Raw genomic sequence first — 24349 nt, 5'->3', positions numbered from 1 at the left:
GGAGGCACAGCGGTGGAGGAGTACCGGCGGATCGCCGATCTGTTCGCGCGGCGGATCGCGGACGGGCGGCTGCGCCCCGGCGACCGGCTGCCCCCGCAGCGGGTGCTCGCGCGCCGCCACCGGATCGCCAACTCCACGGCGATCCGGGTGTACGGAGAGCTCGCGCGGCGCGGTCTGGTCGTCGGCGAGGTGGGGCGCGGGACGTTCGTACGCGCGGCTCCGCCGCCGCCGGGCGCCGCGCTCGCGCTCGCCGAGGCGACCGGGGACGCGCCGGTCGACCTCCAGCTCAACTACCCGGTGGCGGAAGGGCAGTCGGAGCTGATGGCGCGGGCGCTCACGGCGCTCGCCCGCGCCGACGTCCTGGGCGAGGAGACCAGCCGTCCGGCGGCGGCCACCGGTACGGCGGAGGCGCGGGCCGCCGCCGCGCGGGTCCTCGCGCGGCCGGGCTGGGCGCCCGACCCCGACCGGGTGCTCTTCGCGGGCAACGGCCGCCAGGCCATCGCGGCGGCGCTCTCCGCGCTCGTACCGCCCGGCGGCTCGCTGGGCATCGAGGCGTTGACGTATCCGCTGGTCAAGACGGTGGCGGAGCGACTCGGGGTACGGCTTGTGCCGATCGGGCTCGACGGGGAGGGGATGCGGCCGGACGCGCTGGCGGCGGCCCACCGCACGGGCCCGCTCTCCGCCGTGTACGTCCAGCCGACCCTGCACAACCCGCTCTCCCTGACGGCGAGTCCGGGGCGAAGGGCCGAACTGGCGGACGTGCTGCGGGAGTCGGGGCTCACCGCGATCGAGGACACCACCTGGGCGTTCCTCGTCCCGGACGCCCCCGCGCCGCTCGCCGCGCACGCCCCGGAGCGCGTGGTGCTCGTGGACAGCCTCTCCAAGCGCCTCGCGCCCGGGCTCACCGTCGGCCACCTGGTCGCGCCGGAACCTTCCATGGTCGAGGACCTCGCGCGGGCGCTGCGCTCGGGCGCGTGGACGGCGGGCGGGCTCGCGCTCGCGGCGGCGACGCGGTGGGCGGCGGACGGCACGGTCGACGCGCTCGTGGCGGCGAAGCGCGCGGACGCGGCGGCCCGGCACGCGCTGGTGCTGCGGCACTTGGGCCCGTACCGGATCCGTACCTCGCCGCACGCGTACTACTGCTGGTGGGAGCTGCCGGCGCCCTGGCGCGCGGAGACCTTCGTGGCCGCGGCGGCGGAGCGTGGCATCGCCCTGACCCCGGGCCCCTCGTTCGCGGTCGACGGCGGGCGCGGGGGTGGAGGCGTGGGCAGGCCGGCATCGCGGCGCGGGCTCGCGCGGGGCGCGGCGGACGCGGTCCGGGTGGGCCTTGCGTCGCCTCCGCTCCCGGTCCTGGCGGGGGCGCTCGCGCGCCTTGCGGAGCTGGTGGAGCGGGGTCCGGACGGGAGCGGGCTGCGGCACGAGTAGTTCGGGGCTGCGGGAGGCAATTCGGGTTGCGGGAGGGATCCTGGATATCTAATATCCAGGATATGAGGATGAACGAGGGCGTCGAGTGGGCGCTGCACAGCTGTCTCAACCTCGCCTGGATCGGGCCGGATCGGGCGGTGACGGCGGCGCGTCTCGCCGCGTACCACGAGCTGCCCGCGGCCTACCTCAACAAGCAGCTCCAGGCGCTCACCCGGGCCGGCATCCTCAGCTCCACCTCCGGGCCCAAGGGCGGCTTCCGGCTGGCGCGACCGCTGGACCGGATCACCCTGATGGACGTCGTCACGGCGATCGAGGGCCCGGACGAGGCGTTCCGCTGCGGCGAGATCCGGCAACAGGGCCCGGGCGCGGGCCCGCCGGACGCGTACGCCGCCGAGTGCGCGATCGCGGGCGCGATGGGCGCCGCGGAGCTGGCCTGGCGCCGGGAACTGGCGGCCCGAACGCTGGACGGCGTACGGGAACAGGCGGAACGCCAGGCGCCGTCCGCCCCGGACACCATCCGCCGCTGGTTCGCGAACGTCTGAGCGGCATCCGCGCGCCGCTTGAGTGCCGCTTGAGCGCCGTGCTCCACCCCGGCCGCCTGCCCGGCGGCCCCACTCTCCGGAAGGAAGCACACCTCATGACCACAGGTACGACCACCACTCCGGCCACCGACCAGCGCACCATCACCAACCCCGGCACCCTCCACGACCCGTCCCCCTTCGGCTACAGCCACGCCGTCTCCGCGCCCGGCGAACTCGTCTTCATCGGCGGCCAGTACGCCTCCGACGCGACCGGCGCGCCCGTCCCCGGGGACTTCGCCGCCCAGGTCGAGCTGGCCTTCACCAACCTCCGGCTCGCCCTCGAAGGCGCCGGGCTCGGCTTCGAGCACGTCGTGCGCCTCGGCTCGTACATCGTCGATCACGACCTCGCGAAGCTGGAGGTCCTCGGCAAGGCGCTGCACGGGGCGTTCGGTGACCGGCTGCCCGCGCAGACGCTCAGCGGCGTGGCGGCGCTCGCGCTGCCCGGGATGCTCTTCGAGATCGACGCGGTCGCGGTACGGCCCACGAGCTGAGCCGTCGGTCCGTCGGTCCGTCGGTCTGTCGGTCTGTCGGTCCGTCCGTCGTCCGGTTGCGGGGGCGGGCGCTCCGGGTGTGCCCTTGAGGGTGAGGGGGCGAGCACGAAGGAGCGCCTGCCATGGCCGCACACGCAGCGGTACCGACGCGACGGCAGTTCAGCACCCACGGCCTGGTCCTGCCCATGATGCTGGGCCTCTCCTACGGCATCTACGCCGCCGCCATCCAGCGCTCCGGAGGCGTTATCAACTGGGGCGAGGTCCTGCTCGGAGTGGTCTGCGGGGTCGTCCTCGCGGGAGGTGTGTACGCGCTGCGGACGTGGGGCCGCGGCCTGTTCCGCGAAGTGCGCGCGGCGGCCTGGGGGGCGCTCGCCGGCTGCGCGATCGGCTTCCTGTTCAGCCTGTCCGACGTGAGCATCCTGTCCGCGGTGGTTCTCGGCCTGATCGTGGGGGCGGCCATCGGCGTCTCCGCGTTCTATCTCATCTACACGCACGAGCCCTAGGCGCGTGGCGTAGGAGCGCCATCCCGGGCGCCGCCCCGACGGCCGGGCCGCCTCCGCTGCGCGGCCGTCGGGGGGCGCTGGTCAGGCCTGATGTGAGCCCAACCGGCACTCCCCCCGCCCCGACGCACACGCGTTCCCCCTGGCATCCCGGCGGGAACCGTCGGAGACTGGTCGGAGCGGGCCCGCACCCGGCAAGCGGCCCCGTACCCGGCAGCGGGAGGGACAGCGGATGACCGACCTCGCCATCGAGACCGAGGGCCTGGTCAAGGTCTTCGGCACGAACCGTGCCGTCGACGGGATCGACCTGCGCGTACCGGCCGGCACGGTCTACGGCGTCCTCGGCCCCAACGGCGCCGGCAAGACGACGGCCGTCAAGATGCTCGCGACCCTGCTGCGCCCCGACGGCGGCCGGGCCCGCGTCTTCGGCCACGACGTCGTCAAGGACGCCGACACCGTGCGCGGGCGCGTCAGCCTCACCGGCCAGTACGCCTCCGTCGACGAGGACCTCACCGGCACCGAGAACCTCGTCCTGCTCGCCAGGCTCCTCGGCCACACCCGCCCCGCCGCCCGCGAACGCTCCGGGCAGCTCCTGGAGGCGTTCGGGCTCGCGGAGGCGGCCGACAAGCAGATCAAGAACTACTCGGGCGGCATGCGGCGCCGTATCGACATCGCCGCGTCCATCCTCAACACCCCCGACCTGCTCTTCCTCGACGAACCGACCACCGGCCTCGACCCGCGCTCCCGCAACCAGGTCTGGGACATCGTCCGCGCCGTGGTCGCCCAGGGCACCACGGTCCTGCTCACCACCCAGTACCTGGACGAGGCGGACCAGCTGGCCTCCCGTATCGCCGTCATCGACCACGGCAAGGTCATCGCGGAGGGCACGAAGGGCGAGCTGAAGGCGTCCGTGGGCTCGGGCTCCGTGCACGTACGGCTCCGGGACCCCGAGCAGCGCCCGGAGGCCGAGCGGGTCCTCCGGGAGGCCCTCAAGGCCACCGTGCAGCTCGACCCGGACCCGGTCGCGCTCACCGCCACCGTGAACGGTCACGGCACGGACCTGGGCGCCGCCGAGCAGGCGGCCCGGGCCCTGTCGGAGCTGGCGCGGGCGGGCATCACGGTCGACAACTTCGGGCTCGGTCAGCCCAGCCTCGACGAGGTCTTCCTGGCGCTGACGGACAGGAAAGGAACGGCGGCATGACCACCGTCACCACCGGCAAGGACGCGCAGGCCACCGACACCCTCGACTTCGTCGCCCCGAAGGCGGACGAGCTCGCGGCGCTGCTCGTCGGGCAGTCCCGCCCGCCACGCCCCAGCGCGCTCTCCGCGTCGCTGACCTTCGGCTGGCGGGCCATGCTGAAGATCAAGCACGTGCCGGAGCAGCTGTTCGACGTGACGGCCTTCCCGATCATGATGGTGCTGATGTACACGTACCTCTTCGGGGGCGCGCTGGCCGGCTCGGTCTCGGCGTACATCCAGTTCCTGCTGCCGGGCATCCTCGTGATGAGCGTCGTGATGATCACGATGTACACGGGTGTCTCGGTCAACACGGACATCGAGAAGGGCGTCTTCGACCGGTTCCGTACGCTGCCGATCTGGCGGCCCGCGCCGATGGTCGGCTATCTCCTCGGCGACGTGGTGCGCTATCTGATCGCCTCTGCGGTGATGCTCACCGTCGGCATGATCATCGGCTACCGCGCGGAGGGCGGAGTGGTCGGCGTGCTGCTCGGTGTCGCGCTGCTCGTGGTCTTCTCGTTCGCGTTCTCGTGGATCTGGACCATGTTCGGGCTGCTGCTGCGCAGCGAGAAGTCCGTCATGGGCGTCAGCATGATGGTGATCTTCCCGCTGACGTTCCTGTCCAACGTCTTCGTCGACCCGAAGACGATGCCCGGCTGGCTGCAGGCCTTCGTGAACAACAGCCCGGTGTCGCATCTCGCGACGGCGGTACGGGAGTTGATGGCCGGGAACTGGCCGGCGGCGGACATCGCCTGGTCGCTCGGGTGGTCGGCGCTGCTGGTGGTGGTCTTCGGCGCGATCACGATGCGGCTCTACAACCGCAAGTGAGCACCGGCCTCGGTCATTTCCCGCGCGGAGTGGTCTGCTGGACCGCCCAGCGGTTGCCGTCGGGGTCGGCGAAGTAGACGAAGGAGCCCCACGGCTGGTCGTCGATCGGGCTGACCTCGATGCCGCGCTTGGTGAGGTCGGCGTGGGCCTCCTCGATGTCGGTGACGACGACCTGCATGTTGTCGAGGGAGCCCGGCGCCATCTCCGTGATGCCCTTGCCGAAGGCGATCGAGCAGGCCGAGCCGGGCGGGGTCATCTGGACGAAACGGATGTCGTCGCTGACCGGGATGTCGTGGTCGGCGTTGAACCCCACCTGCTCGTAGAAGGCCTTGGCCCGGTCGATGTCGGTGACGGGCACGCCGATCAGTTCCAGCTTGATGTCCATGAGGGCATCATGCTCCCGCGGCGCCCTCGCCGCACGGCAAACCCGTCACCCGCGCCCGCGACTTCTCAGAGCTGCTCGCCCCGGACCACGACCACCGGACACGGCGCGTGCTGGGCCACGTTGGTGGAGACGGAGCCCAGGACCGCCGCCTTGAAGCCCGCGTAACCGCGGTCGCCGACGACCAGCAGGGACGCGCCCTTGGCCTGGTCGATCAGGGCCTGGGCCGGGTTGCCGCTGACGACCGTGCGGGTGACCGTCGCGGCGATGTCCGGGGCCAGCGCCTCGGCCAGGGACTGGTCCAGGATCTCCTTCGCGAGCCGCTCCGGGTCGAACTCCGGCGGCACTCCGGGCATGAGCGTCGCCCAGGACGCCGGGTACTCCCAGCCGGTCACCGCCTGGAGCTCGTCCCCGGTGAGGGCGGCCTGCCCGGCCGCCCACCGCAGCGCCTTCAGGGACGGCTCCGAACCGTCGACGCCCACCACGATCCTGCCGGTCATGTGGATCTCCGTTCGTTGTGCGGCTCGTCGTACGGCACATCAGCCCTCGACGTCCCCGACGCCCCCAACGTAACAAAGACGGTCAATCCAGGCGCAGGTCGGCGAGCTGCCGCTCGAAGGGCACGACCTCGTCGTCGTCCTCGTCCCCGGCCGGGCCCCGGGCCGCGACCAGGTCGGCGAGTTCGTGCCCGGCGCGGGCGATCCGGGACGGCAGGCCGTCCGTCCACTCGTCGCCGCCGGAACCCCAGTCCTCCGAGGCGGCGTAGACGGCCGTCGGGACGACGAGGGCCCGCAGGTAGGCGAAGAGCGGGCGCAGCGCGTGGTCGAGGACGAGGGAGTGCCGGGCGGTGCCGCCGGTCGCGCCGACGAGGACGGGCTTGCCGGTGAGCGCGGCCGGGTCGATCAGGTCGAAGAAGGACTTGAACAGACCGCTGTACGAGGCGGTGAAGACGGGTGTCACCGCGATCACCCCGTCGGCGTCGGTCACCGCGTCGAGCGCCGCCTGGAGCTGCCCGGAGGGGAAGCCGGTCACGAAGTGCTTCGCGATGTCGACGGCGAGGTCGCGCAGTTCGACCACCTGGACCTCGACGACGTACTCCTGCTCGATCAGCCGCTGCTCGGCCGCCTTGGTGAGGCGGTCGGCGAGCAGCCGGGTGGAGGAGGGCGCGCTGAGTCCGGCGGACACGGCGACGAGCTTCAGGGTCTGCATGGTGTCAGGCCTCCTGCTTCTGCTTCGACTACTTCGACTACTTGGGCTGCTTCTGCTGCTTCTGCTGTACGGCGGGGTGGAGCGGGGCGGTCTCCGGGACGCCGGCGGGCCGCAGGTCGGCGAACTCCTTGCGCAGCACCGGGACGACCTCCTCGCCGAGCAGGTCGAGCTGCTCCAGGACCGTCTTCAGGGGCAGGCCCGCGTGGTCGACCAGGAAGAGCTGGCGCTGGTAGTCGCCGACGTACTCCCGGAAGGACAGGGTGCGTTCGATGACCTCCTGCGGGGAGCCGACGGTCAGCGGGGTCTCGCGGGTGAACTCCTCCAGGGAGGGGCCGTGGCCGTAGACGGGCGCGTTGTCGAAGTACGGGCGGAACTCCCGTACGGCGTCCTGGGAGTTCTTGCGCATGAAGATCTGGCCGCCGAGGCCGACGACGGCCTGCTCGGGGGCGCCGTGGCCGTAGTGCGCGTACCGCTGGCGGTAGAGGCGGACCATCTTCTCGGTGTGCTGCTTGGGCCAGAAGATGTGGTTGGCGAAGAATCCGTCGCCGTAGTACGCGGCCTGCTCGGCGATCTCGGGGGAGCGGATCGAGCCGTGCCAGACGAACGGCGGGACGCCGTCGAGCGGGCGGGGCGTGGCGGTGAAGCCCTGGAGGGCGCTGCGGAACTTGCCCTCCCAGTCGACCACGTCCTCCCTCCACAGCCTGTGGAGGAGCGCGTAGTTCTCGATGGCGAGCGGGATGCCCTGGCGGATGTCCTGCCCGAACCACGGGTAGACGGGACCGGTGTTGCCGCGCCCCATCATCAGGTCCACGCGGCCGTCGGCGAGGTGCTGGAGGGTGGCGTAGTCCTCGGCGATCTTCACCGGGTCGTTGGTGGTGATCAGCGTGGTGGAGGTGGAGAGGATCAGGTTCTCGGTCCGCGCGGCGATGTGCCCGAGGAGGGTGGTCGGGGAGGACGGCACGAAGGGCGGGTTGTGGTGCTCTCCGGTGGCGAAGACGTCGAGCCCGACCTCCTCGGCCTTGAGCGCGATGGCGACGGTGTTCTTGATCCGCTCGTGCTCGCTCTGCGTGCGGCCGGTGGTGGGGTCGGTCGTCACGTCGCCGACGGTGAAGATCCCGAACTGCATCGTGCTCACCTCTCGCTGGGGCGGTTTCCCGGGGCTAGTGGTTGAATCTTAAACCATCACGTGGAACGGCGCACCTGGGTCCGGTATTCCGCGGGGTTCCTCGCCGCCTCCACCGTACCGGATAGCTATCCGTATACCCGGGGCCGCCCGTCGGGGCCCGTCGGGGTCCGCCGGGGTCCGCCGGGCCCGAGGGGCCTCGCCGGGGCTCCCGTAGAGTTCGCCGACGTGAGCACCGTTCCTCCAGCCGCACCGGCCGCACCGGCCGCGATATCGGTCGTCGGGATCGGCGCGGACGGCTGGGACGGCCTTCCCGCGCGGTCCCGCCGCGTTCTCGGCTCCGCCGAGGTACTGATCGGTGGCCCCCGGCAGCTCGATCTGCTGCCCGCCGCCGAGTGCCCCGGTGAGCGGGTCGCCTGGCCCTCGCCGCTGCGGCCCGCCGTGCCGGGACTCCTCGCCGCCCACGAGGGCCGTTCTGTGGCCGTGCTCGCGAGCGGGGACCCGACGTTCTACGGGATCGGGCGCACGCTCGCCGAGACGGTGGGCGCCGAGCGCCTGAACGTCCTGCCGCACCCCTCCTCCGTCTCGTACGCCTGCGCCCGCCTGGGCTGGGCCGGGGAGGCCGTGGAGACGGTCTCGCTGGTGGGCCGGCCCCTCGCGGGGCTCTCCGCCGCCCTGCACGACGGCCGCCGGCTCCTCGTGCTCAGCGCGGACGGCTCGACCCCGGCGGAGGTCGCGGGGCTGCTGCGCGAGAAGGGCTTCGGGGGGACCCGGATGCGGGTCCTGGAGCAGCTCGGCGCGGACCGCGAGCGGACGGTCGAGGCCACGGCGGAGACCTGGCCGCAGGCGGGGCCGGTGGACCCCCTGAACGTGATCGCCCTCGACCTCGTCCGCTCCCCCGGAGCGCCGCGGCTCGGCGCCGTACCCGGTCTGCCGGACGAGGCGTACGAGCACGACGGCCAGCTCACCAAGCGGTACGTCCGCGCGGCGACGCTCGCCGCGCTCGCGCCCGCGCCCGGGGAACTGCTCTGGGACATCGGCGGCGGCTCGGGCTCGATCGGCATCGAGTGGATGCGTACGGACCGTTCCTGCCGGGCGGTCGCGGTGGAGAAGGACCCGGTGCGGGCTGAGCGGATCGCGCGCAACGCCTCCGCGCTCGGCGTCCCGGCGCTCGGTGTCGTCACGGCGGCGGCCCCCGAAGGCCTCGCCGGCCTGCCGGCCCCGGACGCGATCTTCATCGGCGGCGGCCTGACGGCCCCCGGCCTGCTCGACGCCTGCTGGGCGGCGCTGCCCGCGGGCGGGAGGCTGGTCGCGAACACCGTGACGCTGGAGTCCGAGGCGCTGCTCGCGCGGTGGTACGGCGAGCACGGCGGGGAGCTGGTCCGGCTGGCCGTCGCGCAAGCCGTCCCGGTGGGCGGCTTCACCGGCTGGCGGCAGGCGATGCCGGTCACGCAGTGGTCCGTAACGAAAGCAGGAGCTGGAGCATGACCGTCTACTTCATCGGCGCGGGCCCGGGAGCGGCCGACCTGATCACGCTGCGGGGCGCCCGCACGCTGGCGTCCTGCGGGGTGTGCCTGTACGCGGGCTCCCTGGTGCCGCGCGAGCTGCTCGCCGAGTGCCCGCCGGACGCGCGCCTGGTGGACACGGCGGACCTGGACCTGGACCGGATCGAGGCGGAGTTCGTCCGCGCCCACGAGGCGGGCCAGGACGTGGCGCGGCTGCACTCGGGCGACCCGTCGGTCTTCAGCGCGGTGGCGGAGCAGATGCGACGGCTGGACGCGCTGGACATCCCGTACGAGGTCGTGCCGGGCGTCCCGGCCTTCGCGGCGGCAGCGGCCGCGCTCAAGCGCGAGCTGACCGTCCCGACGGTCGGCCAGACCGTGATCCTCACCCGGATCGCCCAGCAGGCGACCCCGATGCCGGAGGGCGAGGACCTGGCGACCCTCGGCCGCAGCGGCGCGCTGCTCGTCCTCCACCTGGCGGCCCGCTACGTCGACCGGGTCGTCGCCGAACTGGAGCCGCACTACGGCACGGACTGCCCGGCCGCGGTCGTGGCGATGGCCAGCCGCCCGGACGAGGTCGTGCTGCGGGGCACCCTGGCGGACATCGCGGAGCAGACGAAGGCGGCGGGGATCACGAAGACGGCGGTCATCCTGGTCGGCCGCACCCTGGCGGCCTCCCAGTTCCGCGACAGCCACCTCTACGACCCGGCCCGCGACCGACACACCTGCTGAACCGACGGAGACCGGGCCCGTGACGGGACCCGGCCTCCGCAAGGCGTCGACTCGACGGGCGGCTCAGGCGTTGGGCCGCTTGCCGTGGTTGGCCTTCTTCTTCTTGCGCGCCCGCCTCTTGTTGCCACGCTTCGCCATGGGACTCCCTTTCAGTAGGGTTTCTACCCTTATGCCCTTCTGTCCTGAAAGCCTAGGTTCGAGGGCAGGGCGGCGCATGTCAGCCGCTGCTGGGCCCCGCCGGTGTCGAGCGGCCGACGACCGTGCCCGCGCGGTCGATGCAGATGACGTCGACCGCGACCGGGGCGCCGCGCAGGACCGCGAGGGCCTCGTCGCGGGAGCGGGTGGCCACCAGGTCGCCCAGGGGGACGCCGGCGGACTCGCAGAGTCGGAGGGCCGCCAGGCCGGTGTTGGCGGCGGCGATCTCCTCGGCCAGGGAGTCGGACGCGCCGCCCGTGCGGGCCAGGTCGGCGAGGAAGGACTTGTCGACCTGGGAGCGGGCGGAGTGGAGGTCCAGGTGGCCCGCGGCCAGCTTGGAGAGCTTGGCGAAGCCGCCGCAGACCGTGAGGCGGTCGACCGGGTGGCGGCGGATGTACTTCAGGACCGCGCCCGCGAAGTCGCCCATGTCGAGCAGGGCGATCTCCGGGAGGTCGTAGAGCGTCGCCACCGTCTTCTCCGAGGTGGAGCCGGTGCAGCCCGCCACGTGCGTGAGGCCCGCCGCGCGCGCCACGTCCACGCCCCGGCGGATCGAGTCGATCCACGCCGAGCAGGAGTACGGGACGACCACGCCCGTCGTGCCGAGGATCGACAGGCCGCCCAGGATCCCGATCCGCGGGTTCCACGTGGAGCGGGCGATCTCCTCGCCGTGGTCGACGGAGACCGTGATCTCCACGTCGCCGCCGCCCCCGTGCGCGGCCGCCACCTCCGCCACGTGCTCGCGCATCATCTGGCGCGGGACGGGGTTGATCGCGGGTTCGCCGACCTCCAGGGGCAGACCGGGCAGCGTGACCGTGCCGACGCCGGGACCGGCCTTGAAGACGACGCCGGAGCCGGCCGGGAGGAGCCGTACCGTCGAGCGGATCAGCGCGCCGTGCGTGACGTCCGGGTCGTCGCCCGCGTCCTTCACGACCGCGGCCATCGCCGCGCCGCCGGACAGCTCCTCCGCCGCGAGCGCGAACGCGGGCCGCTGGCCCTTCGGCAGCGTGATCGTCACCGGGTCGGGGAAGTCGCCGGTGAGCAGCGCCGTGTACGCGGCCGTCGTCGCCGCCGTCGCGCAGGCACCGGTCGTCCAGCCGGGCCGCAGACCGGTGTGCTTGAGTTGGGCGTCACGCCCGCCGCCCGCGCTCACGAAGGGACTCCCGTGGTTCCCGTGCACGTACTCATTCTCGGCGGGACCAGCGAGGCCCGCGCCCTCGCCGAGCGCCTGCACGGCACGGAGGACGGCACGGACGGCGGCACTGTACGGGTGACCAGCTCACTCGCCGGACGGGTCGCCGCGCCCCGGCTGCCCGCCGGGGAGGTCAGGATCGGCGGGTTCGGCGGCGTCGACGGGCTCGTGGAGTGGGTGCGCGCGCACGCCGTGGACGCGGTCATCGACGCCACCCATCCTTTCGCCGAGCGGATCAGCTTCAACGCGGCCCGAGCGGCCGCCACCGCCCATGTTCCCCTGCTGGCCCTGCGCCGCCCCGGCTGGGTCCCGGGGGCCGGCGACGACTGGCACCCGGTCGGCTCCCTGGCGGAGGCGGCCCGCGCGCTCGACGAGCTCGGGGACCGTGTCTTCCTGACGACCGGGCGCATGGGGCTCGCCGCCTTCGCCGACTGCCCGCAGTGGTTCCTCGTGCGGTCGGTCGACGCCCCCGAGCCCCCGATGCCCGCCCGCACCGAAGTCCTTCTGGACCGGGGGCCGTTCACCCTCGACGGCGAGCGGGAGCTCCTCCGGTCGCACCGCATCGACGTCCTCGTCACCAAGGACAGCGGCGCCGCCGCCACCGCCCCCAAGCTGCAGGCCGCCCGCGAGGCCGGCATCCCGGTGATCGTGGTCCGCCGCCCGCCCGTCCCCGAGGGCGTGGAAACGGCCGCCTCCGTGGAGGAGGCGGCCGTCTGGGTGCGCGGGCTCGGCCCTCGGCCTTGAGGGCCGGGGGTGATGAGCCCTCGGTACGTTCACGCGGTGAGCTCCGACGAAGCGGCAGACGCAGCCCCGTCAGGCCTCCGGGTAGCGCCTCGGTGTCCACGTGATCGTGCGGCCGTCGGCGCGCTCGACCGCGCGCGTCTGCGAGGAGCCGATCAGCAGCAGCGTGCGCATGTCGACCTCGCTCGGCTCCAGGGCCTTCAGGGTCACCACCCGCACCGACTGCTCCGGGCCGCCGACGTCCCGCGCCACGACCACGGGCGTCTCGGGCGAGCGGAGTTCGAGCAGCAGCTCGCGGGCGGCCGCCACCTGGTGCGTACGGGACTTGGAGCCCGGGTTGTAGAGCGCGAGGACCAGGTCCGCCTCGGCCGCCGCGCGCAGCCGGGCCGCGATGACCTCCCAGGGCTTGAGCCGGTCGGAGAGCGAGATCGTGGCGTAGTCGTGGCCGAGCGGGGCGCCCGCCGCGGCCGCCGCCGCGTTCGCGGCCGTCACGCCCGGCAGGACGCGTACCGGCACGTCCGTGTAGGCGGGGTCCGACGCCACCTCCAGGACCGCAGTCGCCATGGCGAAGACGCCCGGGTCGCCGCCCGAGACGACCGCGACCCGCCGCCCGCGCCGCGCCAGGTCGAGCGCGAACTCGGCGCGCTCGGACTCGACCTTGTTGTCCGAGCCGTGCCTGCGCTGCCCGGGGCGCAGGGCCGGGACCCGGTCGAGGTAGGTGGTGTAGCCGACGAGGTCGTCGGCGTTGACCAGGGCGCCGCGCGACTCCGGCGTCAGCCAGGGCGCGCCCGCAGGTCCTGTGCCGACGACGACGACCTCGCCGCCGGTCTCCCGGGACTCGGGCGTCACGGCGTCGATACGGGAGGGCAGCACGGCCACCGAGAAGTACGGGACCGTCTCCGGGTCCACGTCCGCCAGGGCCTCCGTCCGCTCGCCCGCCATGAACGCCCGCTCCACGTACCGCGCGTCCTCAAGGCGGCCCGCCCGCTCCAGGGCGCGCCGCACGGTCGGGAACGTCCGGCCGAGCTTCATCACGACCGCCGAGTCGGTGCCCGCGAGCCGGGCCGTCAGCTCGTCCTCGGGCAGGGTGCCGGGGACGATCGTCAGGACCTCCTCGGCCTCGCACAGCGGCTGCCCGAGCCGGGCGGCCGCCGCGCTGACCGAGGTGACACCGGGGATGACGGTGGTGTCGTAACGGTCCGCGAGCCGCTTGTGCATGTGCTGGTACGAGCCGTAGAACAGCGGGTCGCCCTCCGCGAGCACGGCGACCGTGCGGCCGGCGTCCAGGTGGGCGGCGAGCCGGGCGGCGGCCTCCTCGTAGAAGTCGTCGAGGGCGCCCCGGTAGCCGCCGGGGTGGTCCGTGGTCTCGACCGTGAGCGGGTACATCAGCCGCTCCTCGATCTGGTCGGCACGGATGTGCTCGGCCGCTATCGAGCGCGCGATGGACCGGCCGTGCCGGGCCGAGTGGTACGCGATCACGTCGGCGCCCGCGATGGCCTTGACGGCGGCGAGCGTGAGCAGCTCCGGGTCGCCGGGCCCGAGGCCGACCCCGTACAGCTTGCCGGGAGGCGTGGAGTGGCCGCTCATGCCTGGATCTCCGCTTCGTGGGCGAGGGCGTTGATCGCGGCGGCGGTCATGGCGCTGCCGCCGCGCCGGCCGCGTACGACGAGGTAGTCGAGGCCGAGCGGCTCGCCCCGGTCGGCGAGGGCGTCCTTGGACTCGGCGGCGCCGATGAACCCGACCGGGATGCCGAGGACGGCGGCGGGTTTCCCCGCCCCCTTGGCGACCATCTCCAGGAGGTGGAAGAGCGCGGTGGGCGCGTTGCCGATGGCGACGACGGAGCCTTCGAGGCGGTCGCGCCAGAGTTCGAGGGCGGCGGCGCTGCGGGTGGTGCCGAGTTCGGCGGCGAGCGCGGGCACGGACGGGTCGGAGAGCGTGCAGACGACCTCGTTGTCGGCGGGCAGCCGCTTGCGGGTGACGCCGCTGGCGACCATCTGCGCGTCGCACAGGATCGGCGCCCCGGCGCGCAGGGCGGCGCGGGCGCGGGAGACGACCTGCGGGGAGTGCGCGATGTCTCGGACGAGGTCGGTCATGCCGCAGGCGTGGATCATGCGGACGGCGACCTGGGCGACGTCGGCGGGCAGCCCCCCGAGGTCCGCCTCGGCGCGGATCGTGGCAAAGGACCGGCGGTAGATCTCCGCGCCGTCCTTCTCGTAGTCGAACATCCTGGTGCTCTCGCTCATCTCGTGGTTGCTGAGGGGACGCGGGCCGCCGCGACGGCTTCGGGGAGGTCGGTACGGAGGGTGGGGCGCCCATCGACGAGGTACGCGCCCTCGCCGGTGGCGACGACGTCGACCCACGCGGGGGCCTGCGGGTGGCCGCAGCGCCGCTCGCACCCGGAGAAGTGGACGGGGAGCAGCCCGCGGAGGCCAGGAACGGCGTCCGGGACGGCGTCGCCCGGGACGGCGTCCGCGCGGACATCGGCGAGGGACTTGGCGCAGCCGGGAAGCCCGGTGCAGGCGCCGACGCCCGCCCAGGGGGAGCGGGGGTCGGTGATGAGCCCGTACGCGTCGAGCTCGCGCAGCCGGCTCGCGACGGCGGTCCGGTCGGCGAAGCCGGTGACGACGGCCCCGCGCCAGGGGGTGAGCCGCACCTCGCCGCCGCTCGCGGCGAGCGCCCGCAGCTGGGCGGCGGTCAGCCGCCCGAGGGGCGCGAGGACGTGCAGGGCGTGCGCACCGAGGAGCCCGGGAGCGTGCGGGGCAGCGGGTGGCGGTGCGGTCGCAGATACGGTCTCCGATGCCGACACGGGCTCCGATGCCGGTACAGCCTCCGCCGCGATCCCGGCCCCCGCGAGGGCGCCCGCCAGATCCGGCTCGTGCCCCTCGGGCAGCTCCCGCACCCGCCAGGCACCGTTCCCGGCTGTGCGGGCGGCGTCCAGGAAGGCCCCGGCGGCGGCGAGCGCGGCCCGGGGCGCGTCGGCGGCGGGGACCAGGAAGTCCCGCCGGCCCACCCGTACCCGTACCGAACCCCGTCCTGCGACCAACGTCACATCCCCGCCGAGCCCCGCCACATCGCCCCGCCCGTCGTCCAGGACGAAGAGGAACCGGCCGGACAGGGCCGCCGTCCACGGCCGCGCGCACAGCAGCGCGTCCAGCTCGCGGGCCCACAACTGCACGTCACCGTGGCCGAGTCCGTCGAGCCCGGCCGCCGGGGAGGCCACGATGTTCCGGACCCGCTCATGGGTCTGGGAGGGCAGCAGCCCGGCGTCCGAGAGCCGCCCGGCCAGCTCGCCCCCGCACCCCTCACCGAGCCCGCGCAGCTCCACGTTCCCCCGCGACGTGACACTGACCCGCCCGTCGCCGAGCTCCTCCGCCACCGATGCCAGTACGAGTACCTGACGTGCCGTCAACACCCCTGCGGGCAGCCGAAGTCGAGCGAGCCGCCCGTCGTCGGCGGCATGCAGCCGAAGCGCCCCGGGGCAGGCGTCACCACGGTCCCGTACGGGCGGTTCGCCCGGCTTGGGTGTTGTGGGTGGGGTGGGCGGCATGGCGGCGAGCATACCCACGTCGCCGGCGGGCAAGACCCGGCCCCGAAGAGGCACGATCTACTATGCAGATCGGCATGGGGTCCCAGGACCCCGGGGAGGAAGCCCGGTGAGAATCCGGCGCGGTCCCGCCACTGTGAGCCGGGTCCCGGAAGGGGCCCGGTGAGTCAGGAACTCCTGCCGTCCACACGACCACCCGGGGCGCGGACAACCCCGAGGAAGGCCTGCGCACGCATGCGAATTCTGTTGCTGTCGCACTCCGACACCGACCTGCTCAGCGCCCGCGCGGCCGGCCGTCCGGTCGAGTACCGGTTCGCCAACCCCTCCCGGCTGACCCTGGACGACCTGCCCGGGCTCCTCGACGGCGCCGACCTCGTGCTCGTCCGGCTCCTCGGCGGGCTGCGGGCCTGGGAGGACGGCCTCGACGCGCTGCGCGCCGCCGGAAAGCCGCTGGTCGTGCTCTCCGGCGAACAGGCCCCCGACGCCCAGCTCATGGAGACCTCCACCGTCCCCGTCGGCGTGGCCACCGAGGCCCACGCCTACCTGGCGCACGGCGGCCCGGCCAACCTGGAGCAGCTCGCCCGGTTCCTCTCCGACACCGTGCTGCTGACCGGCCACGGCTTCGAGGCCCCGGCCGCCGCGCCGACCTGGGGGCCGCTGGAGCGCAAGCCCCGGACGACCGACGGCCCGACCGTCGCCGTGCTGTACTACCGCGCCCACCACATGAGCGGCAACACCGCCTTCGTCGACTCCCTCTGCGAGGCGATCGAGGACGCCGGCGCCCGCGCCCTGCCGCTCTACGTCGCCTCCCTGCGCGCCCCCGAGCCCGAGCTGATCGAGACGCTCAAGCGCGCCGACGCGATCGTCACCACGGTCCTCGCCGCCGGTGGCACCAAGCCCGCCGAGGCGCAGGCCGGCGGCGACGAGGACGCCTGGGACGCGGGCGCGCTCGCCGCCCTCGACGTACCGATCCTGCAGGCGCTCTGCCTGACCGGTTCGCGCGCGGCCTGGGAGGAGAGCGACGAGGGTCTCTCGCCGCTGGACGCTGCCAGCCAGATCGCCGTGCCCGAGTTCGACGGCCGCCTGATCACCGTCCCGTTCTCCTTCAAGGAGATCGACGAGGACGGTCTCCCGGCGTACGTCGCCGACACCGAGCGCGCCGCCCGCGTCGCCGGGATCGCCGTGCGCCACGCCCGGCTGCGGCACATCCCGAACGCCGAGAAGAAGCTCGCGCTCGTCCTCTCCGCGTACCCGACGAAGCACTCCCGGATCGGCAACGCGGTCGGCCTGGACACCCCCGCCTCCGCCGTCGCCCTCCTGCGGCGGCTGATCGCCGAGGGGTACGACTTCGGGGCCGAGGCCGAGATCCCGGGCCTGGTCTCCGGCGACGGCGACGAGCTGATCTACGCCCTGATCGAGGCCGGCGGCCACGACCAGGACTGGCTGACCGAGGAGCAGCTGGCCCGCAACCCCGTCCGCATCCCGGCGGCCGACTACAAGCGCTGGTACGCGACCCTCCCGGCCGAGCTGCGCGAGGGCGTCGAGGAGCACTGGGGCCCGGCGCCCGGCGAGATGTTCCTCGACCGGTCCCGCAACCCGGAGGGCGACATCGTCCTCGCCGCGCTGCGGCGCGGGAACCTGCTGATCCTCATCCAGCCGCCGCGCGGCTTCGGCGAGAACCCGATCGCGATCTACCACGACCCCGATCTCCCGCCGTCCCACCACTACTTGGCCGCCTACCGCTGGATCGCGGCGCGCGCCGAGGACGGGGGCTTCGGGGCGGACGCGATGGTCCACCTCGGCAAGCACGGCAACCTGGAGTGGCTGCCGGGCAAGAACGCGGGCCTGTCGGCCGCGTGCGGCCCGGACGCGGCGCTCGGCGACATCCCGCTGATCTACCCGTTCCTGGTCAACGACCCGGGCGAGGGCACGCAGGCCAAGCGGCGCGTGCACGCCACGCTCGTCGACCACCTGGTGCCGCCGATGGCCCGCGCCGACTCGTACGGCGACATCGCGCGCCTGGAGCAGCTGCTCGACGAGTACGCGCAGATCTCCTCCATGGACCCCTCCAAGCTGCCCGCGATCCGGGCGCAGATCTGGACGCTGATCCAGGCGGCGAAGCTCGACCACGACCTGGGGATGGAGGACCGCCCGGAGGACGACGGCTTCGACGACTTCCTGCTGCACGTGGACGGCTGGCTCTGCGAGGTCAAGGACGCGCAGATCCGCGACGGTCTGCACGTGCTCGGCGGGGCGCCGACCGGCCCCGAGCGGGTCAACCTCGTGCTCTCGATCCTGCGCGCCCGCCAGATCTGGGGCGGTACGCAGGCCCTGCCGGGTCTCCGCGAGGCGCTCGGCCTGGACGAGTCGGCCGCGACCCGGACCACCGCCGACGAGGCGGAGGCGACGGCGCGCGAGCTGGTCGAGGCGATGGAGTCGGCGGACTGGTCGGTGGACGCGGTCGCGTCGGTCGCCGCCGCGCACGGCCCCGATGTCGCCGCGGTCCTCCGCTTCGCGTGCGAGCAGGTCGTCCCGCGCCTGGCCGCCACGACCGACGAACTCACCCACGCCGTCCACGCGTTGAACGGCGGCTTCGTGCCCGCCGGCCCCTCGGGCTCGCCCCTCCGGGGCCTGGTCAACGTGCTCCCGACCGGCCGGAACTTCTACTCCGTCGACCCCAAGGCCGTCCCCTCCCGTCTCGCGTGGGAGACCGGCCAGGCGCTCGCCGACTCGCTCCTGGAGCGCTACCGCTCCGACAACGGCGAGTGGCCGACCTCCGTCGGCCTCTCCTTGTGGGGTACGAGCGCGATGCGCACGGCCGGCGACGACGTGGCGGAGGCGCTCGCGCTGCTCGGCGTCCGCCCGACCTGGGACGACGCCTCGCGCCGGGTGAACGGCCTGGAGGCCATCCCGCTCGCCGAGCTGGGCCGCCCGCGCGTCGACGTCACGCTGCGCATCTCGGGCTTCTTCCGGGACGCGTTCCCGCACGTCATCGGCCTTCTCGACGACGCCGTACGGCTGGCGGCCGGGCTCGACGAGCCGGCCGAGGACAACTACGTACGGGCGCACGCGCAGGCGGACCTCGCCGAGCACGGCGACGAGCGGCGCGCGACCACCCGGATCTTCGGCTCGCGCCCCGGCACGTACGGCGCGGGCATCCTCCAGCTGATCGACTCGCGCGACTGGCGGACGGACGCGGACCTCGCCGAGGTGTACACGGTGTGGGGCGGCTACGCGTACGGCCGTGGCCTCGAAGGCCGCCCGGCGCGCGTGGAGATGGAGACGGCGTACAAGCGGATTGCGGTCGCCGCGAAGAACACGGACACGCGCGAGCACGACATCGCCGACTCCGACGACTACTTCCAGTACCACGGCGGCATGGTCGCGACCGTCCGCGCGCTGACGGGCACGGCCCCGGAGGCGTACATCGGCGACTCCACCCGCCCGGAGACGGTCCGCACGCGGACGCTGGTCGAGGAGACCTCGCGGGTCTTCCGGGCCCGCGTGGTCAACCCGAAGTGGATCGAGGCGATGCGCCGCCACGGCTACAAGGGCGCGTTCGAGCTGGCGGCGACGGTCGACTACCTCTTCGGCTACGACGCGACGACGGGCGTGGTCGCCGACTGGATGTACGACAAGCTGACGGAGACGTACGTCCTCGACCCGGAGAACCAGGCCTTCCTGAAGGAGGCCAACCCCTGGGCCCTCCACGGCATCGCGGAACGCCTCCTGGAGGCCGAGTCCCGCGGCATGTGGGAGAAGCCGGACCCGGAGACTCTCGCCGCGCTGCGCCAGGTGTTCCTGGAGACGGAGGGCGACTTGGAGGGCGACGACTAGGTCCTCCAGATCCTCAGCCGATGTGCGCCGGGGCCGGGGCCAGTTCGAGCCGGCGGCCCCGGAAGCCGGACCTGATGCGGCGGTCGTGGGTGACGATCACCAGGGTGCCGGGGTAGGTGGCGAGTGCGGCCTCCAGCTCCTCCACGAGGCCGGGGGCCAGGTGGTTGGTCGGTTCGTCGAGGAGGAGCAGGTCCGCCGGGCGGGTGACCAGCTGGGCCAGTTCCAGCTTGCGGCGCTGGCCCGTCGACAACTCCCGTACGGGTACGGCCAGATCGGCCGCCGTGAACAGCCCGAGCCGGAGCAGCTCCTCCTCCCGGCCGCCCGCCCCGAACGCTTCGGCGACCGTGCGGGGGTCGTCCGGCGGCGCGGTGTCCTGGCGGAGCGTCCCGACCCGGGGCGGGGTCGTCACCGTTCCGCCGTCCGGGGCGAGTTCGCCCGCGAGGACCTTGAGAAGTGTGGTCTTGCCGGCGCCGTTCGGGCCGGTGACGAGGAGGCGTTCGCCGGGGGCGAGGTGCAGCGAGTCCAGGTGCAGCCGCCCCTCCACGCGTACGTCCGTCAGGGCGACCGGACCCGCCGCCTCGCCCTCGATGGCGGCCGTGAACCGCAGCGGTTCCGGGGGCGCCGCCACCGGGTTCTCGGTGAGCCGGTGGAGCTTCTCGCGGGCCGCCCGGATCCTGCTCATCGCGCCGTGCGCCCGTGACCGGGCCCGGAAGGCGCCCGCACCGCTGAAGGAGGCCGGGGCCTTGCGCGGGATCGCGGAGAAGCGGTCGATGTTCGTGTCGGCGAGGGCCGAGTACCGGGTGAGTTCCGCCCGCCACTCCTCGTACTCCCGCTCCCGGCACGCCCGTTCGGCGGCGCGGCCGGTCAGGTAGCCGGCGTAACCGTTGCCGTACCGCCGTACCGTCCGCAGCTCGTGGTCGACCTCCAGGACGGCGGTCGTGACCCGGTCGAGGAAGGCCCGGTCGTGGGTGACGGCGACGACCGTCCCCCGGTGGGCGCGCAGCCGCTCCTCCAGCCAGGCCACGGCCTCGTCGTCGAGGTCGTTGGTCGGCTCGTCGAGGAGGAGCAGTTCGGGGCCGGCGGCGAGGGTGGCGGCGAGCGCGAGGCGCGAGCGCTGTCCGCCGGAGAGCGTGCCGAGCGGGCGGTCGCGGTCGAGCGGCGCGCTCTCGCCGAGCTGCCGCAGCGTGGTCTCGACCCGCCGGTCTGCGTCCCGGCCACCCCGCGCCTCGTACGCGGCGAGGAGCGCGGCGTACCCGTCGAGGTCCCCGGTGCGGTCCAGGGCCGCCTCCGCCGCCCGGATCGCCCGCTCCAGCTCCCGTACGTCGGCGAGCGCGAGGTCGACGGCGTCGCCGACGCGCGCCGTGCCGGGGAGGTCCAGGGTCTGGGCGAGGTGGCCGAGACCGCCGGGGGCCTCGACGGCGACGGTGCCGTTGTCGGGCCGCTCCAGGCCGGCGAGGAGCCGGAGGAGGGTGGACTTGCCGGAACCGTTGTCGCCGACGACGCCGACGCGTTCGCCGGGCCGGACGGTGAGGGAGACCCGGTCGAGGACGAGCCGGTCGTCGTAGCGCCTGGTGACGTCGGTGAGATGGACACGGAACAAGAGCGACTCCTGGGGTGGGTGAGTGAGGCGAGGGATACGAGACGTCTCGTCTCGTTGTGCTCGACTGTAAGGCGCCTCGCGTCATCCCGCAAGACGCTTCGTCTCGTTAGTCGTGGAACGATGAGTTTCGTGGCCGCCCGCCGTCTACCCCTTCGAACCGTGCGAGACCTGAGGAGAAGGAACCATGGCCGAGATCGACACCCACACGCTCGACGCGACCGGTGCCACCCTGACCTACGACATCCGCCCCGGCGGGTCGCCGATGGCACCGCCGCTCTTCCTGATCGGTTCGCCCATGGACGCGAGCGGCTTCGGGACGCTGGCGTCCCACTTCACCGACCGGACCGTCATCACCTACGACCCCCGGGGCGTGGCCCGCAGCGTCCGTACCGACGGCGCCGCCGAGACGACGCCCGAGGAGCACGCCGACGACCTGCGGCGGGTCATCGAGGCGGTCGGAGCCGGCCCGGTGGACGTCTTCGCCAGCAGCGGCGGCGCCGTCAACGCGCTCGCGCTCGTGGCCCGCCACGGCGACCTCGTCCGCACCCTCGTCGCGCACGAGCCGCCGACCGTACCCGTGCTCCCGGACCGCGAGGCGGCCCTCGCGGCCTGCGCGGACGTCCGCGCGACGTACCTGCGCGAGGGGATGGGCCCCGCGATGGCCAAGTTCATCGCCATCAGCAGCCGGAAGGGCCCGTTCCCGGCGAACTGGGCCGACGAGCCCGCCCCCTCGCCCGCCGCCTTCGGCCTGCCGACCGAGGACGACGGCTCGCGCGACGACGCGCTGCTCGGCCAGAACATGCGCACCTGCACCGGCTACGTACCCGACTTCGAGGCGCTCCGCGCCGCGCCGACCCGCGTGGTCGTCGCCGTGGGCGCGGAGTCGGAGGGCGAACTCGCCCACCGCGCGGGCGTGGAGGTCGCCGCGGGCCTCGGCACCGGGCCCGCCGTCTTCCCCAGCAACCACGGCGGCTTCCTGGGCGGCGAGTACGGCCAGCAGGGCGCCCCGACGGAGTTCGCGAAGGCGCTGCGGGAGGTACTGGAGGGCTAGGGCCTGTCCGGCGGATCAGGGGCCTAGCCCCTAGGCGGTGCGCTCCCCCAGGATCCGTACCGCGTCGATGACCAGTTCCCAGAAGCCCGGGACGTCGACCTCCATCCCCACCTCCGCGTTCGCCGGCCGGCCCGTCACCCCGTCCAGGTCCACGACAGTGGCGCCCCGGGTGTGCGTGCCGGTCAGCTCGACCGAGACCGCCGCGCGCACCAGGCTGATCAGCGACGGGTCGATCAGGTGCGCCACGGTGAGCGGATCGTGCAGTGGCGGGGTGTCGAACCCGTACACCTCGCGGTAGGTCCCGGCGAAGTACGTGAGTAGCTCGACGCAGAGCCGGGCCAGCGGGGTGCCGAGCGCCGCGATCCGGGCGACGACGTCGGGCGTCGCGCGGGCCTGGTGGGTGGCGTTGAGCCCGAACATCGTGACCGGCAGCCCGCTGGAGAAGACGATGTCCGCGGCCTCCGGGTCGCAGAAGATGTTGAACTCCGCGGCCGGGGTGGTGTTCCCGCGCCCGGTCGAGCCGCCCATCAGCACGATCCGCTCGATCCGGGGGATCAACTCCGGGTGGGCGAGCAGGAACGTGGCGATGTTGGTGAGCGGCCCGGTCGGGACGAGCGTCACGGGCGCCGGGTGCGCGAGGAGGGTGTCCCGGATCAGGGTCAGCGCGTCGCGCGGGTCCTGCGGGACGTCGGGTTCGCCCTCGCCGAAGCCGGGGCCGTCGAGCCCCGTACCGCCGTGGATGTCCTCGGCGACGCGCGGCTCCCGGTCCGGCGCCCCGCGCAGCGGCCGGTCCCGGCCCGCCGCGATCGGCACCCCGCGGATCCCGGCGACATCGCAGACGCGGCGCGCGTTGAGGGTGGTCTTCTCGACCGTCTGATTGCCCGCCACGGTGGTGATGCCGAGCAGCTCGACGGCCGGATGGGCGGCGGCGAGCAGGATGTTGAACGCGTCGTCATGACCGGGATCGCAGTCGAGGATCACGGGTACGGGCATGGGTCCACCGTCCCACAGCCGCGCCCGGCCGTCACGGTCACCGCCGTCCCGAGTCCTTGGCGCGTCAAGAGCCCATGTCGAGCCCATGCCGCTCCGCGCCGCCTACCCCAGCGTCCGCACCGGCGCCCCCGCCAGGAACGCCTCGATGTCCTCGACCGCCTGGCCGAAGTAGCGGCCGTAGTTGGCGCGCGTCACGTACCCCAGGTGCGGCAGGGCCAGGACGTTGGGGAGGGTGCGCAGCGGGTCGTCCGCCGGAAGGGGTTCGGTGGCGAAGACGTCGAGGCCGGCGCCCGCGATCCAGTCCTCCCGCAGTGCGCGCAGCAGCGCGGGGCCGTCGACCAGGCCCGCCCGCGAGGTGTTGACCAGGTACGCGGACGGGCGCATCGCCCGCAGTTCGGGCTCCCCGACCAGGTTCCGGGTGCGCTCCGAGAGGACCATGTGGAGGGAGACGAAGTCCGCCCGCTCCAGCAGCTCCCGCTTGTCCGCCGCCCGCGCGACCCCGTGCTCCGCCGCCCGCTCGTCCGTCAGGTTCGGGCTCCAGGCGACCACGTCCATGCCGAACGCGAGCCCCACCCGCGCGACCCGGCCGCCGATCTTGCCCAGGCCGACGAGGCCGAGGGTGCGCCCGGACAGGTCCGCGCCGACCGTCGACTGCCAGGGCCCGCCCTCACGCACCGCCCCCGCCTCGGCCGGTACGTGCCGGGCGAGGCCCAGGATCAGCGCCCAGGTCAGCTCGGCGGGCGGCTCGGAGGCGCTGGCCGTACCGCAGACGGTGATCCCGAGCGCGGTGGCGGCCGCCAGGTCGATGGAGGCGTTGCGCATCCCCGAGGTCACGACGAGCCGCAGCCGGGGCAGCCGGTGCAGCAGCCCGGCGTCCAGCGGGGTCCGCTCCCGCATGACGACGAGGATCTCGCAGTCCTCGACCTCGGCCACGAGCGCGTCCCGGTCGGTGACGTGCTCGCGCAGGACGCGTACGTCGACGCGGTCGGCGAGCGGACCCCAGTCGGCGGAGGCGAGGGCGACGCCCTGGAAGTCGTCGAGTACGGCGCAGCGCAGCTTCATGCCCTCATGATCGCGCGGCCGGGACGTGCTTCGTAGACCCGATCGGACCCGCCCGCGGCGACAGACCGGCCGCCAGCCCGAAGAATTGGCCTGATTTGTACTGCTGTTCAGGACCGAAGTTCAGGACC

Annotated in this window: 23 protein-coding genes and 1 riboswitch; of the genes, 11 read left to right on the top strand and 12 right to left on the bottom strand. The window is 73.8% G+C overall.

The window, feature by feature from the left end; all coding sequences use genetic code 11:
• Positions 1-12 precede the first annotated feature (12 nt).
• From ACFWRO_RS01290 to ACFWRO_RS01265, 6 genes are all read left to right on the top strand, one after another.
• Positions 13-1425, top strand: coding sequence for a PLP-dependent aminotransferase family protein (locus ACFWRO_RS01290; protein ID WP_384503161.1), 1413 nt, complete (start codon positions 13-15; stop codon positions 1423-1425).
• A 68-nt stretch (positions 1426-1493) separates the two neighbouring features.
• Entirely contained in the window at positions 1494-1967 is a 474-nt protein-coding gene (locus ACFWRO_RS01285; RefSeq protein ID WP_384503705.1) for an RrF2 family transcriptional regulator, read from the top strand.
• Between the two features lie 95 nt (positions 1968-2062).
• On the top strand, positions 2063-2497 hold the full coding sequence (locus ACFWRO_RS01280; RefSeq protein ID WP_384503160.1) for a RidA family protein: 435 nt from the start codon (positions 2063-2065) through the stop codon (positions 2495-2497).
• A gap of 122 nt (positions 2498-2619) precedes the next feature.
• Entirely contained in the window at positions 2620-3000 is a 381-nt protein-coding gene (locus ACFWRO_RS01275; RefSeq protein WP_384503159.1) for a hypothetical protein, read from the top strand.
• Between the two features lie 229 nt (positions 3001-3229).
• Entirely contained in the window at positions 3230-4198 is a 969-nt protein-coding gene (locus ACFWRO_RS01270; protein ID WP_384503157.1) for an ATP-binding cassette domain-containing protein, read from the top strand.
• A complete protein-coding gene (locus tag ACFWRO_RS01265) occupies positions 4195-5061 on the top strand; it encodes an ABC transporter permease (RefSeq protein WP_384503156.1) in 867 nt (288 codons plus the stop codon). Before ACFWRO_RS01270 ends, ACFWRO_RS01265 begins: the two co-directional genes overlap by 4 nt.
• A gap of 13 nt (positions 5062-5074) precedes the next feature.
• On the opposite strand, the gene ACFWRO_RS01260 is transcribed toward ACFWRO_RS01265, so the two are convergent.
• The 4 genes from ACFWRO_RS01260 to ACFWRO_RS01245 all read right to left on the bottom strand — a co-directional run bounded on the left by ACFWRO_RS01260 (position 5075) and on the right by ACFWRO_RS01245 (position 7778).
• Complete coding sequence (locus tag ACFWRO_RS01260; protein WP_384503154.1) at positions 5075-5446, bottom strand: VOC family protein; 372 nt, start codon at positions 5444-5446, stop codon at positions 5075-5077.
• 65 nt (positions 5447-5511) lie between these two features.
• Complete coding sequence (locus ACFWRO_RS01255) at positions 5512-5943, bottom strand: universal stress protein (protein ID WP_384503153.1); 432 nt, start codon at positions 5941-5943, stop codon at positions 5512-5514.
• Positions 5944-6025: 82 nt separating this feature from the next.
• The gene (locus tag ACFWRO_RS01250) at positions 6026-6652 is read right to left on the bottom strand and encodes an FMN reductase (RefSeq protein ID WP_384503151.1); all 627 of its coding nucleotides are present in this window, start codon (positions 6650-6652) and stop codon (positions 6026-6028) included.
• Positions 6653-6689: 37 nt separating this feature from the next.
• Positions 6690-7778 (bottom strand): LLM class flavin-dependent oxidoreductase, encoded by a 1089-nt coding sequence (locus tag ACFWRO_RS01245; RefSeq protein WP_384503149.1) that lies wholly within the window; start codon positions 7776-7778, stop codon positions 6690-6692.
• Between the two features lie 225 nt (positions 7779-8003).
• On the opposite strand from ACFWRO_RS01245, the gene cbiE reads away from it, so the two are divergent.
• Entirely contained in the window at positions 8004-9263 is a 1260-nt protein-coding gene (cbiE, locus tag ACFWRO_RS01240) for a precorrin-6y C5,15-methyltransferase (decarboxylating) subunit CbiE (RefSeq protein WP_384503148.1), read from the top strand.
• A complete protein-coding gene (cobM, locus tag ACFWRO_RS01235) occupies positions 9260-10009 on the top strand; it encodes a precorrin-4 C(11)-methyltransferase (RefSeq protein ID WP_384503146.1) in 750 nt (249 codons plus the stop codon). Before cbiE ends, cobM begins: the two co-directional genes overlap by 4 nt.
• Before the next feature lie 63 nt (positions 10010-10072).
• Here cobM and ACFWRO_RS01230 read toward each other — a convergent pair whose 3' ends face one another.
• Both ACFWRO_RS01230 and ACFWRO_RS01225 read right to left on the bottom strand, forming a co-directional pair.
• The gene (locus ACFWRO_RS01230) at positions 10073-10147 is read right to left on the bottom strand and encodes a 50S ribosomal protein bL37 (RefSeq protein ID WP_100661309.1); all 75 of its coding nucleotides are present in this window, start codon (positions 10145-10147) and stop codon (positions 10073-10075) included.
• Positions 10148-10226: 79 nt separating this feature from the next.
• Positions 10227-11354: a cobalt-precorrin-5B (C(1))-methyltransferase gene (locus ACFWRO_RS01225; protein ID WP_384503144.1), complete on the bottom strand. Its 1128-nt coding sequence runs from the start codon at positions 11352-11354 to the stop codon at positions 10227-10229.
• 21 nt (positions 11355-11375) lie between these two features.
• On the opposite strand from ACFWRO_RS01225, the gene ACFWRO_RS01220 reads away from it, so the two are divergent.
• Positions 11376-12137 (top strand): cobalt-precorrin-6A reductase, encoded by a 762-nt coding sequence (locus ACFWRO_RS01220; RefSeq protein ID WP_384503142.1) that lies wholly within the window; start codon positions 11376-11378, stop codon positions 12135-12137.
• Positions 12138-12206: 69 nt separating this feature from the next.
• On the opposite strand, the gene ACFWRO_RS01215 is transcribed toward ACFWRO_RS01220, so the two are convergent.
• From ACFWRO_RS01215 to ACFWRO_RS01205, 3 genes are read right to left on the bottom strand one after another with little or no spacing between them, the layout of a single operon-like run.
• Positions 12207-13721, bottom strand: a complete 1515-nt coding sequence (locus ACFWRO_RS01215; RefSeq protein ID WP_384503141.1) for a precorrin-2 C(20)-methyltransferase — start codon at positions 13719-13721, stop codon at positions 12207-12209.
• The gene (locus ACFWRO_RS01210) at positions 13718-14359 is read right to left on the bottom strand and encodes a precorrin-8X methylmutase (RefSeq protein WP_384503704.1); all 642 of its coding nucleotides are present in this window, start codon (positions 14357-14359) and stop codon (positions 13718-13720) included. The genes ACFWRO_RS01215 and ACFWRO_RS01210 overlap by 4 nt, the downstream gene beginning before the upstream one ends.
• A gap of 14 nt (positions 14360-14373) precedes the next feature.
• Positions 14374-15693: a cobalamin biosynthesis protein CobG gene (locus ACFWRO_RS01205; protein ID WP_384503703.1), complete on the bottom strand. Its 1320-nt coding sequence runs from the start codon at positions 15691-15693 to the stop codon at positions 14374-14376.
• Between the two features lie 43 nt (positions 15694-15736).
• Positions 15737-15876: riboswitch (cobalamin riboswitch) on the top strand.
• Positions 15877-15912: 36 nt separating this feature from the next.
• Here ACFWRO_RS01205 and cobN point away from each other — a divergent pair.
• A complete protein-coding gene (gene cobN / locus ACFWRO_RS01200) occupies positions 15913-19515 on the top strand; it encodes a cobaltochelatase subunit CobN (RefSeq protein WP_384503139.1) in 3603 nt (1200 codons plus the stop codon).
• Positions 19516-19528: 13 nt separating this feature from the next.
• Here cobN and abc-f read toward each other — a convergent pair whose 3' ends face one another.
• Complete coding sequence (gene abc-f, locus ACFWRO_RS01195) at positions 19529-21115, bottom strand: ribosomal protection-like ABC-F family protein (protein WP_384503137.1); 1587 nt, start codon at positions 21113-21115, stop codon at positions 19529-19531.
• Positions 21116-21299: 184 nt separating this feature from the next.
• Here abc-f and ACFWRO_RS01190 point away from each other — a divergent pair, with 184 nt between their 5' ends.
• Positions 21300-22166, top strand: coding sequence for an alpha/beta fold hydrolase (locus ACFWRO_RS01190; protein WP_384503136.1), 867 nt, complete (start codon positions 21300-21302; stop codon positions 22164-22166).
• A gap of 30 nt (positions 22167-22196) precedes the next feature.
• On the opposite strand, the gene ACFWRO_RS01185 is transcribed toward ACFWRO_RS01190, so the two are convergent.
• Both ACFWRO_RS01185 and ACFWRO_RS01180 read right to left on the bottom strand, forming a co-directional pair.
• Complete coding sequence (locus ACFWRO_RS01185) at positions 22197-23159, bottom strand: nucleoside hydrolase (protein ID WP_384503134.1); 963 nt, start codon at positions 23157-23159, stop codon at positions 22197-22199.
• Between the two features lie 102 nt (positions 23160-23261).
• Complete coding sequence (locus ACFWRO_RS01180) at positions 23262-24221, bottom strand: D-2-hydroxyacid dehydrogenase family protein (protein WP_384503132.1); 960 nt, start codon at positions 24219-24221, stop codon at positions 23262-23264.
• Positions 24222-24349 lie beyond the last annotated feature (128 nt).

The organism is Streptomyces sp. NPDC058579 (genome assembly GCF_042718575.1).
Classification (GTDB): Bacteria; Actinomycetota; Actinomycetes; order Streptomycetales; family Streptomycetaceae; genus Streptomyces.
The sequence above is the reverse complement of the archived record's forward strand: the minus strand, read 5'-3'. Positions and strand labels throughout refer to the sequence as shown.

Coding starts and splice junctions, on each gene's coding strand:
- ACFWRO_RS01285 (WP_384503705.1), top strand. CDS start 1,494: ATGAACGAGGGCGTCGAGTGGGCGCTGCACAGCTGTCTCAACCTCGCC.
- ACFWRO_RS01280 (WP_384503160.1), top strand. CDS start 2,063: ATGACCACAGGTACGACCACCACTCCGGCCACCGACCAGCGCACCATC.
- ACFWRO_RS01275 (WP_384503159.1), top strand. CDS start 2,620: ATGGCCGCACACGCAGCGGTACCGACGCGACGGCAGTTCAGCACCCAC.
- ACFWRO_RS01270 (WP_384503157.1), top strand. CDS start 3,230: ATGACCGACCTCGCCATCGAGACCGAGGGCCTGGTCAAGGTCTTCGGC.
- ACFWRO_RS01265 (WP_384503156.1), top strand. CDS start 4,195: ATGACCACCGTCACCACCGGCAAGGACGCGCAGGCCACCGACACCCTC.
- ACFWRO_RS01260 (WP_384503154.1), bottom strand. CDS start 5,446: ATGGACATCAAGCTGGAACTGATCGGCGTGCCCGTCACCGACATCGAC.
- ACFWRO_RS01255 (WP_384503153.1), bottom strand. CDS start 5,943: ATGACCGGCAGGATCGTGGTGGGCGTCGACGGTTCGGAGCCGTCCCTG.
- ACFWRO_RS01250 (WP_384503151.1), bottom strand. CDS start 6,652: ATGCAGACCCTGAAGCTCGTCGCCGTGTCCGCCGGACTCAGCGCGCCC.
- ACFWRO_RS01245 (WP_384503149.1), bottom strand. CDS start 7,778: ATGCAGTTCGGGATCTTCACCGTCGGCGACGTGACGACCGACCCCACC.
- cobM (WP_384503146.1), top strand. CDS start 9,260: ATGACCGTCTACTTCATCGGCGCGGGCCCGGGAGCGGCCGACCTGATC.
- ACFWRO_RS01215 (WP_384503141.1), bottom strand. CDS start 13,721: ATGAGCGGCCACTCCACGCCTCCCGGCAAGCTGTACGGGGTCGGCCTC.
- ACFWRO_RS01210 (WP_384503704.1), bottom strand. CDS start 14,359: ATGTTCGACTACGAGAAGGACGGCGCGGAGATCTACCGCCGGTCCTTT.
- ACFWRO_RS01205 (WP_384503703.1), bottom strand. CDS start 15,693: ATGCTCGCCGCCATGCCGCCCACCCCACCCACAACACCCAAGCCGGGC.
- cobN (WP_384503139.1), top strand. CDS start 15,913: ATGCGAATTCTGTTGCTGTCGCACTCCGACACCGACCTGCTCAGCGCC.
- ACFWRO_RS01190 (WP_384503136.1), top strand. CDS start 21,300: ATGGCCGAGATCGACACCCACACGCTCGACGCGACCGGTGCCACCCTG.
- ACFWRO_RS01185 (WP_384503134.1), bottom strand. CDS start 23,159: ATGCCCGTACCCGTGATCCTCGACTGCGATCCCGGTCATGACGACGCG.
- ACFWRO_RS01180 (WP_384503132.1), bottom strand. CDS start 24,221: ATGAAGCTGCGCTGCGCCGTACTCGACGACTTCCAGGGCGTCGCCCTC.